This window comes from Paraburkholderia sp. BL18I3N2, assembly GCF_003001875.1.
In the GTDB taxonomy this organism is placed as follows: Bacteria; Pseudomonadota; Gammaproteobacteria; order Burkholderiales; family Burkholderiaceae; genus Paraburkholderia; species Paraburkholderia phytofirmans.
In genome coordinates this window covers 231,510-248,162 of the sequence record NZ_PVNC01000001.1, presented here as the reverse complement: position 1 = coordinate 248,162, position 16,653 = coordinate 231,510, and the positions used below count along the sequence as shown (strand labels likewise).

13 protein-coding genes are annotated in these 16,653 nt (G+C 62.2%); 6 read left to right on the top strand and 7 right to left on the bottom strand.

Translation table 11 applies throughout. The features are described from left to right. Positions 1-123 precede the first annotated feature (123 nt). Complete coding sequence (locus B0G75_RS01115) at positions 124-2,931, bottom strand: glucosidase (RefSeq protein ID WP_106299835.1); 2,808 nt, start codon at positions 2,929-2,931, stop codon at positions 124-126. 51 nt (positions 2,932-2,982) lie between these two features. Next, positions 2,983-4,971 (bottom strand): amylo-alpha-1,6-glucosidase, encoded by a 1,989-nt coding sequence (locus tag B0G75_RS01110; RefSeq protein ID WP_106299833.1) that lies wholly within the window; start codon positions 4,969-4,971, stop codon positions 2,983-2,985. A gap of 45 nt (positions 4,972-5,016) precedes the next feature. Between B0G75_RS01110 and B0G75_RS01105 the strand changes: the two genes are divergently transcribed. The 3 genes from B0G75_RS01105 to B0G75_RS01095 all read left to right on the top strand — a co-directional run bounded on the left by B0G75_RS01105 (position 5,017) and on the right by B0G75_RS01095 (position 8,123). Beyond that, positions 5,017-5,496, top strand: a complete 480-nt coding sequence (locus B0G75_RS01105; protein WP_258194199.1) for a hypothetical protein — start codon at positions 5,017-5,019, stop codon at positions 5,494-5,496. A gap of 59 nt (positions 5,497-5,555) precedes the next feature. Further along, the gene (locus B0G75_RS01100; RefSeq protein WP_106299829.1) at positions 5,556-7,709 is read left to right on the top strand and encodes a phosphocholine-specific phospholipase C; all 2,154 of its coding nucleotides are present in this window, start codon (positions 5,556-5,558) and stop codon (positions 7,707-7,709) included. A gap of 144 nt (positions 7,710-7,853) precedes the next feature. Further along, positions 7,854-8,123 carry a cupin domain-containing protein gene (locus B0G75_RS01095; RefSeq protein ID WP_106299827.1) on the top strand — a complete coding sequence of 90 codons (270 nt, stop codon included), beginning with the start codon at positions 7,854-7,856 and terminating at the stop codon, positions 8,121-8,123. Positions 8,124-8,172: 49 nt separating this feature from the next. Here B0G75_RS01095 and B0G75_RS01090 read toward each other — a convergent pair whose 3' ends face one another. Together B0G75_RS01090 and B0G75_RS01085 are read right to left on the bottom strand one after the other, a co-directional pair. After that, complete coding sequence (locus B0G75_RS01090; RefSeq protein WP_106299825.1) at positions 8,173-9,288, bottom strand: succinylglutamate desuccinylase/aspartoacylase family protein; 1,116 nt, start codon at positions 9,286-9,288, stop codon at positions 8,173-8,175. Between the two features lie 31 nt (positions 9,289-9,319). Further along, positions 9,320-10,111: a transporter substrate-binding domain-containing protein gene (locus B0G75_RS01085; RefSeq protein ID WP_106299823.1), complete on the bottom strand. Its 792-nt coding sequence runs from the start codon at positions 10,109-10,111 to the stop codon at positions 9,320-9,322. A gap of 123 nt (positions 10,112-10,234) precedes the next feature. Between B0G75_RS01085 and B0G75_RS01080 the strand changes: the two genes are divergently transcribed. Beyond that, on the top strand, positions 10,235-11,155 hold the full coding sequence (locus tag B0G75_RS01080) for a LysR substrate-binding domain-containing protein (protein WP_106299821.1): 921 nt from the start codon (positions 10,235-10,237) through the stop codon (positions 11,153-11,155). Between the two features lie 24 nt (positions 11,156-11,179). Here B0G75_RS01080 and lysA read toward each other — a convergent pair whose 3' ends face one another. Then, positions 11,180-12,469 carry a diaminopimelate decarboxylase gene (gene lysA, locus B0G75_RS01075; protein ID WP_106299819.1) on the bottom strand — a complete coding sequence of 430 codons (1,290 nt, stop codon included), beginning with the start codon at positions 12,467-12,469 and terminating at the stop codon, positions 11,180-11,182. Between the two features lie 72 nt (positions 12,470-12,541). Here lysA and B0G75_RS01070 point away from each other — a divergent pair, with 72 nt between their 5' ends. Together B0G75_RS01070 and B0G75_RS01065 are read left to right on the top strand one after the other, a co-directional pair. Beyond that, a complete protein-coding gene (locus tag B0G75_RS01070) occupies positions 12,542-13,471 on the top strand; it encodes a LysR family transcriptional regulator (protein WP_106299817.1) in 930 nt (309 codons plus the stop codon). A gap of 176 nt (positions 13,472-13,647) precedes the next feature. Further along, positions 13,648-14,502 carry an oxidoreductase gene (locus B0G75_RS01065; protein ID WP_106299815.1) on the top strand — a complete coding sequence of 285 codons (855 nt, stop codon included), beginning with the start codon at positions 13,648-13,650 and terminating at the stop codon, positions 14,500-14,502. A 31-nt stretch (positions 14,503-14,533) separates the two neighbouring features. Here the strand turns inward: B0G75_RS01065 and B0G75_RS41840 are convergent, their stop codons facing one another. Then, positions 14,534-14,947 (bottom strand): rubredoxin, encoded by a 414-nt coding sequence (locus B0G75_RS41840; protein ID WP_106299813.1) that lies wholly within the window; start codon positions 14,945-14,947, stop codon positions 14,534-14,536. A 387-nt stretch (positions 14,948-15,334) separates the two neighbouring features. Next, positions 15,335-16,555 (bottom strand): aromatic ring-hydroxylating dioxygenase subunit alpha, encoded by a 1,221-nt coding sequence (locus B0G75_RS01050; protein ID WP_106299811.1) that lies wholly within the window; start codon positions 16,553-16,555, stop codon positions 15,335-15,337. Positions 16,556-16,653: the final 98 nt, after the last annotated feature.

Below are 16,653 nucleotides of genomic sequence, written 5' to 3'. Positions count from 1 at the left end.
GGTGGTTCATGAAAGACCACGCTAGAACCCACACAGTTCAAAATCGGCCACGCAACCTGGTCAGCCTGCGACGTTGTATGGCTTGTGTAACCTCATCTCACTCGTTCGCGCCGCCGCTACGCACTACTTCGCCGACGCATGCGCCGGTTCGGCAGCCGGCGCCGCCTCGGCGGGGCATGCCGGCGCCGTGGCTTGCGCCGGAGGTGACGTCGGAATCGGCGCCCGATCCGTTTCGCCCGCCAGCGGCACGTTGCCCGACGCGCTCATCGCGCGCGGCTGCAACAGCAATGCAACCAACCCGGTCCAGCCGGTCTGATGCGAGGCGCCCACGCCGCGCCCGTTGTCGCCATGGAAATACTCATGGAACAGGATCAGGTCGCGTGAACGCGGATCGGCCTGCAATTGCGGATAAGCGCCCATTACCGGACGCTCGCCGTCCCTGTTCTTGAGAAACAGCGTGGTGCAGCGGCGCGCCAATTCGTCCGCAATCTGGCTTAGCGAGAACTTCTCGCCCGAACCGGTCGGATACTCGACTTTGAAATCGTCGCCGTAATAACGGTGAAATTCGTATAGCGATTCGATCAGCAGATAGTTCACCGGCATCCATACCGGACCGCGCCAGTTCGAATTGCCGCCGAACACACGGGTATCGGATTCGGCCGGCAAGTACTTGACGCTGAAACTGTCGCCGTTGTGGTTGAACACGAACGGATGATCGCGATGGTATTGCGACAGCGCCCGCACGCCATGATCGGACAGGAATTCGCTTTCGTCGAGCGCGCGGCGCAACAACGCTTTCATGCGATGCCCGCGCAATAGCGAGAGCAGTAGCGCATTGCCCTTGCCCGGCTCGTTCCAGCGCGAGACCAGCTTCGCCAGATCGGGGCGATGTTCGAGGAACCAGACCAGCCGTTCGCGCAAGCCCGGCAAGCCGCCGTGCAGACGCTCTTCGAGCACGTGCACCGCGAATAGCGGAATCAGACCCACGATCGAGCGCAGCCGCATGGGAATGCTGCTGCCGTCCGGCAGGTGCAGTTTGTCGTAGAAGAACTCGTCCTCACTGTCCCAGAGGCCCGTTTCGCAGCCGTCGTCGCAACTCACGGCCTCGGCGATATACAGGAAGTGCTCGAAGAACTTCACGCCGATGTCGACGAACACATGATTGGCGTACGCGAGTTCCAGCGCGATACGCATCAGGTCGAGCGCATATGCGGCCATCCACGCCGTACCGTCGGACTGATCGATGTGCCCGCCAGTAGGCAACGGCGATGAGCGGTCGAAGATCCCGACGTTATCCAGCCCAAGAAAGCCGCCCTGAAAAATATTGTGGCCGTCGGCGTCCTTGCGGTTCACCCACCACGAGAAATTCAGCAGTAGCTTATGGAAGACAAGTTCCAGAAAATCGCGATCCGCCTTGCCGGTGAGCGCGCGGTCGATTTCATACACGCGCCACGCGGCCCACGCATGCACGGGCGGGTTGGCGTCGCCGAGCGCCCATTCATAGGCGGGAATCTGACCGTTCGGATGCTGATAACGGTCTTTCACCAGCAACAGCAGTTGCCGTTTCGCGAAAGCCGGGTCGATCAGCGCGAATGCCGCCGCGTGAAACGCCAGATCCCACGACGCGTACCACGGGTATTCCCACTTGTCGGGCATCGACACGATGTCCGCGTTGCACAGATGCCGCCAGTCCCGATTGCGACCTTGTTTGCGGCTGGCGGGCGGCGTCGGCTGAAGCGGATCGCCTTCGAGCCAGCGCTGCACGTCGTACTGGTAGTACTGCTTCGACCACAGCATGCCGGCGAGCGCCTGACGCTGCACGAGCCGCGCGTCGGGGTCGGTGATTTCGTGTTGCAGCGCGCCATAAAATTCGTCGGCCTCGGCGATGCGGCGCGCAAAGATCGCATCGGCATCGAGTTGCACGTCGTCGGGACTCGACTGCGGACGCCAGCGCATGTACACCACGGCGCGTCCATACGGTTCGAGCGCGATCGCGGCGTGCGCGCCGGCCTTGGTGCCGGTGTCGCGGCGGATCGCCTGTTCATCGCCATGCACGAGGTAGTCGTTGAAGCCGTCTTTGAACGGACCCGCGCCGTCCATGTTGAAGAGGCGCTTGACGTTGGTGTCGTTCTCGCAGAAGAGCCACGTCACCTGCGGCGCGTCTTTCGACCAGGCCGTCACGACAATCGGCTCATGCCCATGCTGATGCCCGACAACCTGCGCCGCGCCGTTATGATCCATGCCGGCGACGAGCGAGGGTTTGTCCTTGTCCTCCTTCCACGACCACGAATTGCGCGCCCAGATTTGCGGCAGTACATCGAGCGAGGCCGCCTGATCCGCGCGATTCTCGATGGTCACGCGCATGAGGATGTCGTCGGGCGCGTGTTTGGCGTATTCCACCTGCACGTCGAAGTAGCGCAAGTCGTCGAACACGCCCGTGTCGAGAATTTCGTACTCCGGCATGTCGCCGCCACGGCGCGCGTTTTCCTGAACGAGGTCGTCGTACGGATAGGCGGCGTGCGGATACTTGTAGAGCATGCGCATGTACGAATGCGTCGGCGTGCCGTCGACGTAGAAGTACAGTTCCTTCACGTCCTCGCCATGATTGCCCTGAGCATTCGTAACGCCGAACAGGCGCTCCTTCAGGATTGCGTCTTTGCGATTCCATAGCGCCAGTGAGACGCACCAGCTGAGCTTGTCGTCGCCGAAACCGGCAATGCCGTCCTCGCCCCAGCGATACGCACGGCTGCGCGCATGGTCGTGCGGAAAATAGTCCCAGGCGGTGCCGTCCGGACTGTAATCCTCGCGCACCGTGCCCCATTGCCGCTCGCTGAGATATGGTCCCCAGCGCTGCCAATGCGCGCAGTCGGCCGAATGCAGCCGTGAACCTTCAATGGTGGCGAGCAGATTGGCAGCGCGCAGCGGTGGCATGACTACATCCTTACATCGGGCTTGGCGGTGGGACACACATCGTAGCGCGGTTTAGGCGCCGGCGGTCGGCAACCGGGCAAGCAGGTGTTCAATGCGCAGCAACTCTCCGAGCGACCACGCCTGAAACGGGGTGCCGGCGGGCGCGTGCGGCGCATCGCCGTCGGCGATTTCGGAGAGATGGTCGAGACCGGCGTGGTCGAGATGCGCGTAAAGCGGGTCGAGAAAACGCGTTTTCGCCTGCATGCGGGCATCCGCCGCGCCGCCGTTGACTCGCAGCCACGCTTCGACGAACGGACCGAGCAGCCACGGCCACACGGTTCCTTGATGATAGGCGCCATCGCGCTCGAGTAGAGATGCGCCGTAATGTCCGCGATAGGCAGGATCGGACGGCGCGAGCGTCCTCAGTCCCAGCGGCGTGAGCAATTGCGCTTCGACCTGATCGAGCACCGCGCGCGCCGCCGCGCCGCCGAGCAATGGAAACGGCAGGCCGCCGAGCGCAAAAATCTGATTGGGCCGGATCGCCCGATCTATCGCGCCTTTAACGTGGTCGACGTCCACGTTGTCGAACAGCGCTTGTGTGGACGGATCGACAAAGCGTTCATGAAACGCTTGCAGGGCCCGCTCCGCGACGGGCTGCCATTGCGGATTCCAGGTTGCTGCAATGCGCAATGCGTTGATCCAGAGTGCTTGCACCTCGACCGGCTTGCCGATGCGCGGCGTGACCACCCAGTCGCCAACCTTCGCGTCCATCCACGTGAGCTGCACGCCAGGCATGCCGGCGCTCAGCAGGCCATCGTCGGCCGACGCCTGGATGTTGAAACGCGTGCCTTTCGTATAACCCGCGAGGATGGCTTCGCATGTTTGTTGCAGGCGCTGCTGCGTTGCAGCGCTCGCGTGACGCGTGACCAGATAATCGTGCACGGCGACGATGAACCACAACGATGCGTCGACGGAGTTGTATTCCGGTGTATCGCCATAGTCGGGAAAGCGATTCGGCAACATGCCCTCCGACAACTCACCCGACCATTCGAGCAGGATCGCTTCGGCGTCGTCGAGGCGGCCCGAGGCGATCAGCAAGCCGCGCATCGCGATGAAGGTGTCGCGGCCCCAGTCGGTGAACCACGGAAAGCCCGCGAGGATCGTGCGGCCTTCGTTGCGCGTCACGACGTACGCGTCGGCGGAGCGCTGCAACCGCGAGCCGAGCGCGTCGCGGCGCTGTTGTTCGATGCGCGCGAGTTCTGTTGCGCGGATGGCCGCCGCTTTTGCTGTTGCCGGTTGCGTCACGCCGGTAGCACCTGACGCGCTGAAAATCATCACCGCTTCACCATCGGCGAGATTGAAGCTGAACACGCCGGGCGTCGCGAGATCCTCGCTGCAGTCGAGGCCACGTTCCCGCTCGCGGACGTAGCAGAAGTTGCGATACCAGTCGGGCGCGTGCGTGTAGACGCCGTTGGTCGCGGCGTGGATCACCGGCAGGTCGCCGTATGGCTGCCAATTTACGCTGGCCTGGTCGTCGCTTGTCTGCGCGTTGAAGTCGAACGCGGCGTTCTCATGGTGCAGCGCGTGGTAGTCGCGGCCCGACAGCAGTGGCCTGACTTTCAACGTGAACGCGTTCGTTTCCGAACCGGCTCCCACACCCTTCCCCAGGCGCCAACGCAAAACCGTTTCGCGAGTCGCTTTGCTGACGAACACGTCAGCAGTCAACACGGCACCAGCACCGATCTGAACGCGCCATGTTGGCCACGGCTGCGTATCGAACGAGACAAGACTCGTGGTCAGGTCCGGATAGACGACGTCCGGCACGTATCGCTGCATGCTCAACGGATAACGCGCGCCGTTGTTCGCTTCGAGCCACGCCTCCACGCCGTTCACCAGCACCACGCGACCGCCCGGCGCACTCGTCGCGGTAAGCAGAAGCGCGTGATAGCGGCGCGTGCGCAGCGTGCCCACGGTAGCTGACGCGAATCCGCCAAAGCCGTCCGCTTCCAGCCATTCGTCTTCGAGACGCGTGATGTCGAAAGGTCGTTCGATGTGTGTCATGAACTCACCGGTTAGGCAAAGCCATTCATCTTTCAGTGCGCCTGAATGTCAGGCATGGGGCGCTGCGGTGACCATTCTCCTACTTATCACTTTCCGCTTCCTTTCGAAAAACCGACTTGTCGACGCAAGTTTTACCACTCGCAAACGTTTCACAATTATTTCTTGAAAGGGTTGGAGACTGCACCCGCTTTCACGAAACTGGATGCAGACATGAGTAGAAACAAACGCCTCGCGAGTGCGGCTTTGGTTGCACTTGCAACTTTAGCGTTGAGCGGTTGCGGTGCGGATGATTCCGCGCCGTCGGCAGCCTCTTCAACCCCGGCCGTTGCGAACAACGACGCCGCGCCGAATGCGGCTACCTCTCCCGCGACGCCAATCCTCAACGCATCTTCGCCGCTCGCAGCAGACCCCACAGCGGCCTCCGATCCGATCACGCAGAACATGCAAGCCAGTCTCGCCGCGGACAACCAGCAAGTGGCGCCTGTCATGCATTACGCGCCCGGCGACAGCGCCAATAGCAACTAACCCGACTCCACCGGCGCGCGTGGCGCGCTATTCTTCCTCCCCGCAGAAGGTGATATTCGATGACATCAAATAGCCGTCGCCGTTTCCTGCAGACCGTGGCTTCATCCGCCGGCGCTGCTGCCGCGCTGACCGCGCTGCCCGAGTCGATTCGCAATGCGCTCGCCGTTCCCGCGTTTTCGCGCACCGGCACGATCCGCGATGTCGAGCACATCGTCGTGTTCATGCAGGAGAACCGCTCGTTCGACCACTACTTCGGCCACATGCGCGGCGTGCGTGGCTACAACGACCGCTTTCCGATTCCGCTGCCGAACGGCAAGCCGGTGTGGTATCAACCGTCGAAGGAAGATCCGACCCAGCCGGTCCTGCCGTTCCATCTGAATACGGCGACCACCAGTGCGCAATGCGTCGGCGATCTGGATCACTCCTGGTACAAGACTCATGCCGCTATCGACGGCGGCCGCTACGACCAGTGGCCCGCCAACAAGACCGACATGACGATGGGCTATCACCTGCGCAGCGACATTCCGTTCCACTACGCGCTGGCTGATGCGTTCACGATTTGCGACGCGTACTTCTGCTCGCTGCCGGGACCGACGCACCCGAACCGCTCGTATCTGATGACCGGCATGGTCGATCCGAGCGGCACGCTGGGCGGTCCGCTGCTCGACAACAACGATTTCGTCGACGGCGACGGTCCGCCGAATTATCAGTTGCTCTCGTGGACCACCTACCCGGAGCGTCTGCAATCCGCGGGCATTTCGTGGCAGGTGTACCAGCAGGGCCTGACCGGCGCCGATCCGTTGAACGGCAACTACGGCACCAACATCCTGCAGAACTTCACGAACTTCATCAACGCGCAGCCGGGTTCGCCGCTGTATGAGCGCGCGCAAACCGTGCGCACCATCGACGACCTGAAGGCCGATGTGCTGGCCAACAAGCTGCCGCAAGTGTCGTGGCTGTGCCCGCCGGCCGCGTACTCGGAACACCCGAGCTATACGCCCGCATACGGCGCGGAGTACACCTCGCAGATTCTGGATGCGTTGACGTCGAATCCCGAAGTGTGGAGCAAGACCGTGCTGTTCATCATGTACGACGAGAACGACGGCTTCTTCGATCACCTCGTACCGCCGCAACCGGCGACGACCGGCGCACAAGGCAAGTCGACGGTCAGCACCGAAGGCGAAATTCACAACGTGGTGAATCCGGCGCGCGGCGGCAGCTACACCGCCGACGGCCTGCCGTACGGCCTCGGCCCGCGCGTGCCGATGACGATCGTGTCGCCGTGGAGCAAGGGCGGCTTTGTCTGCTCGCAGGTGTTCGATCACACGTCGGTGATTCGCTTCATCGAAGCCCGCTTTGGCGTGTACGAGCCGAACATCACGGCATGGCGCCGCGCGGTGTGCGGCGACCTGACCACGGCTTTCGACTTCCGCACGCCGGATTCGAAAGTGCCACCGCTGCCGGACACGAGCAACTACAAGAGCATCGCCGACAACCAGTGCGCAACGCAGCCGAAGCCGACCGTTCCCGCGACGCCGGGCGCCATCGATCCGCAGGAAAGCGGCATTCGTTTCGCGCGTGCGCTGCCGTATGAGTTGCATGTGAACGGCCAGGCCAACGAGAAGAAAAATACGTTCGAGATCGCGATCGGCAACACGGGCGACCAAGGCGCACATTTCTACATGTACGCGACGAATCGCACGGACGGCCCGTGGCGTTACACCGTCGAAGCGGGCAAGTCGATCAACGAGACTTTCGATCTCACGGTAACCAACGGCGTGTACAGCTTCGAAGTGTTCGGGCCGAACGGTTTCGTGCGCAAGTTCGCCGGCAACACGCAGCAGGCGACAGCGCAGAACGCGCAGATCGCAGCGAGCCACGGCAAGAACAAACCGTCCGAGCCGGAAGTGAAGGTGCAATACGACGCCGCGAACGGCAACGTGTTCCTGAAGTTCAGCAACAAGGGCAGCGGCATTGCACGCTTGACGGTGACGGACAACGCGTACGGTGCGCGCCCGCGTCCGGTGCTGGTGCCGGCCGGCGCGCATATCGAAGAAGCGTGGGTGTTGGCGTCGAGCCATCACTGGTACGACTTGACGGTGACGAGTAATGACGATGCAAGCTTCTCGCGCCGTGTTGCGGGTCACGTCGAGAATGGGCGGCCGAGCATTAGCGATCCGGCGGCGGTGGCGCCGGTGTTGGTGGTGAATTAAGGCGCTCAACGGTGAGCGGGCTTCGGTCAAGGCGGCATGCTTGATCGAAGCCCAGTACCGCTATGTGATCACGCTAGACGTCCTGCACGAAACGGCGGATAGCGTTACAGTCAGTGCTCCCCACTTCCTACCTATGGGCACATCATGGACCGTAACGCATTCACCGAAAGCCTGACGAAAGAAGGCTTCCCCGACGCCGTGGTCGTCACGCGCGAGGCGAACGTCGAGATGGACGTTCACGAGCATCCATTCGAAGCCCGGGCCCTGATCCTGGAAGGCGAACTGAGCATCCGCGTGGACGACGAAGAGCGTGCATATCGTGTCGGCGACGTCTTCCATGTGCCGGCGAACAAACCGCATTCGGAGCGTTATGGTCCGAACGGCGTAACGTATCTGGTGGGAAGAAAGCAGTAAGGCGTAGCCTGAATGAAAGACAGCGCGCGGCCGGCCTGCATAAGAAACGTCAAGCCCCCAGCAAAACCCCGGTTCTGAAAGCCCGCGTACCCGTCACGCGACCGAGCGGCGCGCCGGCCGTTACGAAGCGAATCGCGCGCCGCATGTAAAACACGCCTTCGGTTTTGCTGGCGATCGAGGTCGTCTCGTCGGTGAGCGGATCGACGATATCGAACAGCGCTTGTCCGGCGCGAATCGTGTCGCCGATCTTCGCACGGTGAATCAGAATCCCGCTTACAGGTGCATAAAACTGCTCACTGCCGGCGAGCGGCGTGGCTGGCGACAGTAGCTCCGGCAACGGCTTGGTATCGAGCTTGATCGCCTTGCGCCACACAAGATAATCGACGAGCGCGTCCGCATCGTGCTGCGCGACTTCATAGGATACGTCGCGCTGTCCGCGGCATTCCACGGTCACCGCAATCGCACCGTTCGGCACCGGCTTGTCGGCCGGCAGCTCCTGCTGCAATTTCCGCCACAACAGGCTGTGCGTTTCATCGAACGATTCGCCGCCTGAATTGGTGGCAAGCAACGACGCCTGCGCGCCGAGATAGCGCGACAACGGTTCGAACTCCGGCCACGCAGCCTCGCTGGTGTAGAGATGCATGGCCGCTTCGAGCGAACAATGCAGATCGATAATCACGTCCGCATCGAACGAGAGCTTCAGCAACGCCAGTTGCAGCGATTCGAACTCGGTCAACGGTTTCTGGTTGGCCAATTCTTCGGCAATCAATTGCCGCACTAGTCGCACGTTTTCGGTTGCATCTGAGCCCAACGTTTCTTTCGCGCGCGCGACCAGCTTCGAGAACTGCAGAAAGTGACGATTGAAATTCTTCCCACTACCCAGATCGAAACGGCCGAGAAACTGGCCGAGCACGTATTGCCCGAGCCCGACCGGATTCGCCACCGGCACCAGCACGATTTCCGCGTTCAGCGCGCCCTGTTTTTCCAGTTCGAGCAATCGACGTTTGAGCAAAACGGTCGTCAACATCGCAGGGGTTTCATCGGCATGCAGCGACGACTGGATATAAATCTTCTGCCCGCTATTCGCCGGGCCGAAATGAAACGACACCAGTTCGCGGTGCGTGCCGATAGCCGGCGAGAGAAGCGGAATCGATTGCCTGTTCATGAGCGGGAGTCTGTAAAGAGAATTCGGAAAATCAATTGCCGTACGGATCGAAGTCGAAGTACTTCTTCGCGATCTGAGCGTACGTGCCGTCCTTGAGCATCGAGGCAATTGCCGCGTTGATGGAGGCCTGCACCGCAGTCTCATCCTTGCGCAAGCCGATGCCCACGCCGCGATCGCCCATTGAAAGCGGTTCGCCGACGAACGCAAAACCCTTCCCAGCCGGCGTGCGCAGGAAACCGATGTCCGCTTCCACCGAGCCGAGCAATGCGCCGTCCAGGCGCCCGTTCTGCAAGTCGGCGAACACTTCGTCCTGACTCTTGTACGCCACCACATGCGCGCCGAGCGGCGCCCAGTTCTTCAGCGCATAGCCCTCGAACTGCGTGCCCGACTGCACGCCGATCTGCTTGCCGGCCAGTGCATTCGTGCCGCCCGCGAGCGCCGAACCTTGCCGCGCGATCAGCCGCGATTTGAACTGGAAGAGTTTCGACGAAAACAGAATCTGCTGCTCGCGCTTCTCCGTGATCGCCATCGACGAAAGGATCGCGTCGATCTTGCGCGCCTGCAGCGCCGGAATCATTCCCGAAAATTCGAGTTCGACCCACTGGCAGCGCGCCTGAATGCGCTTGCAGATCTCGTTGCCGAGATCGACGTCGAAACCTTTGAAGCTGCCGTCGGGCGCCTTGGCGTCCATCGGCGGATAGCTCGGGTCGATACCGAGGCGCAGCGTAGTGGGCTCAACGGCGAACGCGCCACTGCTGAAAGCCAGCGCGGCGCTCAACGCGGTGCTCAACGCAGCGCCCAAGATTGTCAGCGGAATTTTCATGGGAGAACGGAATGTGGGTGGGCGGATAACGACGGAGCTATCCTATGCCGCGTGCGTGCCTCAAAGAAGTCCCATTCGGACTATCATGATCACTTTTACCGATCACTAAACTGGCAATTTCTCATGGCGTTGACGATCTCCCAACTCCGCGCGTTCACGGCCGTCGCCGAGCATGGCAGCATCCGCGCGGCTTCGCGGGCGCTCGGCATCGCGCAGAGCGGCATCACGCAGCAGTTGCAGAATCTCGAATCGATGCTCGGCGCGACCCTGTTCACTCGCACGAACCGCGGCATCGCGCTGACGGCCCTTGGCCAGCGGTTGTTGCAGCGCGCGGGCGCGATCATCGGCGAATGCGAACGCGCAGAGCAGGAAGTGCAGCAGCTACGCGGCGACTACGTCGGCGAGGTCACCTTCGGCATGACGACCGAACCGCTGATCGATGCCTTTGCACCGGTGCTGATGGAATTTCGCACGCGCTTCGAGCGGGTCACCGTGCATCTGCGCACCGGCACCTCGCGCATGATGATTTCGTGGATTCGCGAAGGCACGCTGGATTTCGCGGTGGCGCTGGTATCGAAGCACACGGACACCGCCGATCTCTCGGTCACGCCGCTGTATCCGTCCGACCCGGTGATCGTCTGCCGCGAGGGGCATCCGAAGGCCGGTGCGACCTCGCTGGCCGATCTGGTCGATTGCACGTGGGTCGCCACGCGCTCGCCGAATCTCACGGACGATCCGCAAACCAGCCGCCTGAACCATCTGTTCGAAAGCCATGGCTTGCCGCCGCCGAAAATCGTCGCGACGGTGGAAGGCCTGTACGAAGCGCTGCATCTGGTAAGCGCGACGGATTGCCTGTCGCTGGAAGCGTCGATCGTGGTGAAGCGCGGACCGTTTGCGAGCACGCTCACCGCTATTCCGGTGCGCGAGCGCGCGCTCGAACAGAACGTTTGCCTGCTGCAGCGCGCGGCCATTCCGCTTACGCCCGCCGCGCAGGAACTCGCGACCATGATCGCTTCGTACACGCGCACGGTGCGGGCGCGTTGAAGCGGTGCTGCTGCGGCGCTGAAATCAGGCCGCCGTTTCTTCGAGCGCGAGCAACTCGTCGATAGTCTGGCGCCGGCGGATCAGTCGCGGCTTGCCATGATCGAGCAACACCTCGGGCGCAAGCGGCCGGCTGTTGTAGTTCGAGGACATCGACGCGCCATACGCACCTGCATCGTGGAACACGATGAAGTCGCCCACTTCAGGCGTGTGTATTGAGCGGTTCGTGACGACGCCGCCTTCGGCTTGCGTGAAGACATCGCCGGCTTCGCAGAGCGGCCCGGCCACCGCGAACGAATCGACCGGCGCTTCGCTCGGCAAGCCGTCACGCTTTAACACCGTCATCTCATGATGACTGCCGTAAAAAGACGGTCGCACGAGATCGTTGAATCCAGCATCAACCAAAGCAAACTGCTGCGCGGGGCGCCGATTCAACGCGTGAACTTCCGCGACGAGCACGCCCGATTGTGCAACCAGAAAACGCCCCGGTTCGATTTCCAGCCTCACGCGATGCCCGACATGCGTTTCGATCTGCTGGCGCGCCGCGTCCCAGAGCCGGAAGTAATGCGCGACATCGATATCGGACTCGCCCTCGCAATATGGCACCGACAAGCCACCGCCGGCGGAAATCGCTTCGATATCGTGGCCTAGGCCCTTCACGGCTTCGACCATCGCCTCGCAGACACGCGACAGATGTCCATAGTCGACGCCCGAACCGATATGCATGTGCAACCCGACCAGCTTGAGGCGATAACGCCGGACCAGCTCGACCGCTCGCGGCACATCGTCGAGCCAGATGCCGTGCTTGCTGTGCTCGCCGCCCGTGTTGGTCTTGTTGCTATGCCCATGGCCGAAGCCCGGATTGATCCGCAGCCACACGCGATGACCTTCGGGCGCATGCCGTCCTATCCGTTCGAGCATATCGAGCGAGCCCGCGTTGACCGTGATGCGATGCTCGATCACGGTGGCGAGCGTCGCGTGATCGATCAGATCGGCGGTGAACACGACGCCTTCGGGATCGCCGTCCGCCGTGAAGCCCGCCGCGAGACTGCGTTTGATTTCGCCCAACGAGACCGCGTCGACCATCGCCCCTTCCTCGCGCATCAGTTTGAGAATATGCAGATTCGAACACGCCTTCTGCGCAAAGCGGATCACGTCGAAGCTGCGCAATTGGGCAATGCGCCTGCGGATTGCGTGAGCGTCGTAGACCCACAGCGGCGTGCCGTGCTCGAGGGCGAGTTCGACGAGTTGTTGCGGATTGAATGGCGTCACGGTCCCGTCTCTCTTTTCATGTCGAAGCGTTGGTGTGAGCGACATGATGCTAAAAACACACCATTCAGTAAAATACCAATTCTTCGCAAGTCCATTCACTTCTGATATACCAGACACATGGCGCTCACACATCGGCATATCGAAGTCTTCCGCGCGCTGATGACTGCGGGCAGCGTCACCAAAGCGGCTGAGATGCTGTTCACTTCGCAGCCCACGGTGAGCCGTGAACTGGCGCGCATGGAGCAGAGCATCGGCTTTGCCCTGTTCGAACGCACGAATGGCCGGCTGCGTCCCACGCTGTCCGCGCTCACCTTGTTCGACGAGATCAAGCGCGCGTATGTCGGGCTCGAACGCGTGGCGTCCACCGCCGCGAGCTTGCGAGAATTTCAGGGCGGCCAGCTTTCCGTCATCGCGTTGCCCGCGTTTTCACATTCGATCTTGCCAGGCGCGGCGAAGCGCTTTCACGACGCGCAACCGGGCGCGAGTCTGTCGATCGCGACGCAGGAGTCGCCGTTTCTGGAGGAATGGCTGACCGCCCAGCGCTACGATCTCGGCCTCACCGAACACGGCGCGCCGCCGGCCGGCACGCGTCTGACGCCTTTGCTCGAAGTGGATGAAGTGTGCGTGCTGCCCGACGGCCATCCGTTGCTCGGCAAGCGAGTGATCGCACTGAAGGACTTCGCCAATCAGCCGTTCATCAGCCTGTCGTCGAATGATCCATACCGGATTCAGATCGACGAGGCCTTCGCACAAGCGGGAATCGCGCGCCGCCAGATCGTCGAGACGCCTACCGCGGTGTCCGTGTGCAGCTTCGTTCGGCAAGGGCTTGGCCTCGCGATCGTCAATCCGCTAACAGCCCTCGATTTCGTGGGACGCCATCTGCATATCCGGCCGCTCGCCGTGTCGCTGCCGTTTCGCGTGAGTGTGATTCAACCGGAGCATCGTCCGGGTCACCCGCTGGCTGGCGAGTTCGTTGGAGCGCTGCAAAGCGAAGCCGCGGCGCTGCGGCTACAATTGAAATCCCACACCGGACGCAAGCAGCAGTGACGGCTTTTGTTCGCGAATCAGCGCGCGCCAGCCATTGCCGACATCCACCACCGAAAAGTCCGGGCACGCTTCAAGCTAAGCACAGCAGCACACCGATTGCGAACGCGAAAGGCGCACAGCGCCTTCGCGCCGCATGAGTTTTCACATGTCGTAGACCATCAACAGGAGTTTCCCAAATGATGAATCGAGACAATCCCGTCTGGCTGATCACAGGATGTTCCACCGGCTTTGGCCGCGAATTGGCAAAGCTGGTGCTGGAGCGCGGCTGGCGCGCGGTGGTCACCGCACGCGACCCGTCGAAAGTGAAAGATATCGCCGAAGCGCACGGCGATCGCGCGCTGGTTCTGCCACTCGACGTGACGAACCCCAAGCAGATCGACGACGTGGTGGCGCAAGCGAAGCAGCGTTTCGGCCGCATCGACGCGCTCGTCAACAACGCGGGTTATGGCTATCTGGCGGCGATCGAGGAAGGCGAGGACAACGAAGTCCGCGCCATGTTCGAAACCAACGTGTTCGGTCTGATCGATATCACGAAGGCGGTCTTGCCGATCATGCGCGAGCAGCATAGCGGTTTGATCGTCAACGTGTCGTCGATCGGCGGCATTACGAGTTTCGCGGCAACCGGCTATTACCACGCCACGAAATACGCGGTGGAGGGTCTATCCGAATCGCTGGCAGCGGAGGTGAAACCGCTCGGCATCGACGTGCTGATCGTCGAACCAGGACCGTTCCGCACGAACTGGGCGGGTCCGTCGATCAAACAATCAGCCACGGTAATCGACGACTACACGGCCACGGCCGGTGAGCGCCGCAAGCAGACCGAGGCGCGCAGCGGCAAGCAGGCGGGCGACCCGGTGCGCGCCGCGCAGGCCATTATCGACGCCGCGCTGTCGGACACACCGCCATTGCGCTTGCTGCTCGGCAAGATGGCGCTTGAACTGGCGCGCAAGAAGCTGGACTTCATGCGCGGCGATTTCGACGCGTGGGAAGCCACCACGGTGGGCGCGGATTTTCCCGAAGGAGCGGGTTGAGCTTTAGGCGTATGTGGTGTGTTGGCCGGGCTCAGAACTCGACCAACGCGAAATCTTCCTTGCCCACGTCGCAAAGCGGACAGCGCCAGTCGGCCGGCACGTCCGCCCAGCGGGTGCCTGGCGCGATGCCTTCTTCCGGCAAACCTGCGGCTTCGTCGTAGACCCAGCCGCAGATCACGCAGACCCACTGCTTGAAGTCATCCGCAGAAGCCGCGGACTCAGCCTCCTGCGGCGCATCGGCCGCGTGCGACGCAGGTGTTTCATCGAGGCTCACCACTAACGGCGCGGCCGTGCCCACGCCGGTCTCCGCGAGACGCGCCTGCAGGCTCTCCAGCAATCGCTGCGCTTCGGCCTGCGTCAGATCGATCCAGTAGGGATCGCCCGCGCCGTCGTTGAGCCGCTCAGAGGAAAACTGGATTTCTACGGCTACGCCCTTCTTGTACATGGCAAATCGGAATTTCGATGAAGCCAGCAACGCGCCCCGCAAGAAGTCTCCCTTGGGGGCGTGCCGGCATGGGACGCAAGCGTCGCGCAGAGCCTTCGCGCGGAGATCAGACGAACTGGTTCAGCACGATCGCGGCGATCAGGCCGGCGGCACCGATGAGGCCCAGCAATTGCAGCAGCGTGAGGGATTTACGGGGAGCGGTAGGGATTTGTTGCGTAGTCACAGGCTATTCTTGAAGATCGGAAAAAGCGAAATGGTACACGTGTCCGCGGCCGGCGCATGTCGAATAGCGCAAACCGCCGTGCATTAGCTGCCATTATCGCTGCTCGATCCTGCTGGATTCCCTACCGTCCGGAGATGGATTAATTCCCCTCGAAAGGGAAAAAATCAGCTCTTTGCCAACGGGCTGCCGTGGCGCGAGTCCCAGAAGCGAATCACAGCCGTGTCGCCCGTGCCGGCGCCCACTACCTGGTCCGGCGCGCCGTTTTCGCGCAGCAACGCGCGCAGATCGTTGATGACCGGAAACACCTCGTGATTCCAGTCCGCGCCTTGCGAATCGTGCGCGCGCTGTTCGGCTTCGACGATCTCGCGGTCTTCCTTGAAAATGCGCTCGGTGAACCACACCAGCAGCGGCCACGCGAGGTTCAACACGCCGGGAATGCCCGGTTTGCGAATCGACAGCAGCCCGAACGTGCGGTTGGTGCGCTGCTCGCGATCGAGCGGCACGTAGATGATCCATAGATTCATCACCAGCGTCTGCTCGGACGTGCGGATCTGCAGCGTCTGATACGGATACTCGGTGCGGATCGTCATCACGTCCTTGTCGTTGTCGCCGCCGGTTTTACGGCTCTGGCCGAACACGATCGCTTCGCCGATCGGCTGCTGGCCGGCCATGCGCGCGAACGTGTAATCGACTTCGACCCAGCCCTCGCCACGCCGCCGGCCGAGCGAACGCGCCCGCATCTGCCCCATCTGCTTGCGATGCAGAAACTGATGGTTCATGTCCATCAGGTTCTCGTGCATGAACGAGTAATGGCAGTTCACCGCGCGGCCGAAGCGGCGCGTCTTGTACTTCGGGTCCGAGACCGACGCGAGATCGGGCAGCGGCCGTTGTTCGGCCAACGCGGCGTCGCCGGGGAAAACGAAAATCAGGCCTTCGATCTCGCGGCACGGATAGGAGCGCACGCCGTTCGGCAGACGCTCGCGGCCCAGGTACGGCACGTCGATGCACTTGCCCGAGCAGTCGTAAGTCCAGCCGTGATAGCCGCAGCGGATCGATTCGCCATCCACCACGCCCTGATGCAACGGCACCTGCCGGTGCGCGCAGCGGTCCTCCAGCGCGAACACCTTGCCGGACTCCGTGCGCGCCAGCACGATCGGGTCGCCCGCGAACGTCACACCATGCGTCTTGCCCCGCTTCACCTCGTGCGACCACGCCAGCGGATACCAGTAATCAGGGTGAATACCGACGCGGCGCAGATCGCGCACCGGTGCGTCGTTGGCGGCCTGGCCCGGCGCGTGAGCCGGTTTCTGCGATGCGGCCTGGGCAGGCGACGCATCGACGGTTACATCGACGGTGTCTTGTTCTAGCGGGGGAACAGCATGCATAGGTGGGTCTCCGTGCACGGGCGGATAGAAGGTTGCGCCCTGCAAATTGCGGGCGGCATCGTCGCCAGTCTACTAGAACCCAACGCTGCATGGGTTCG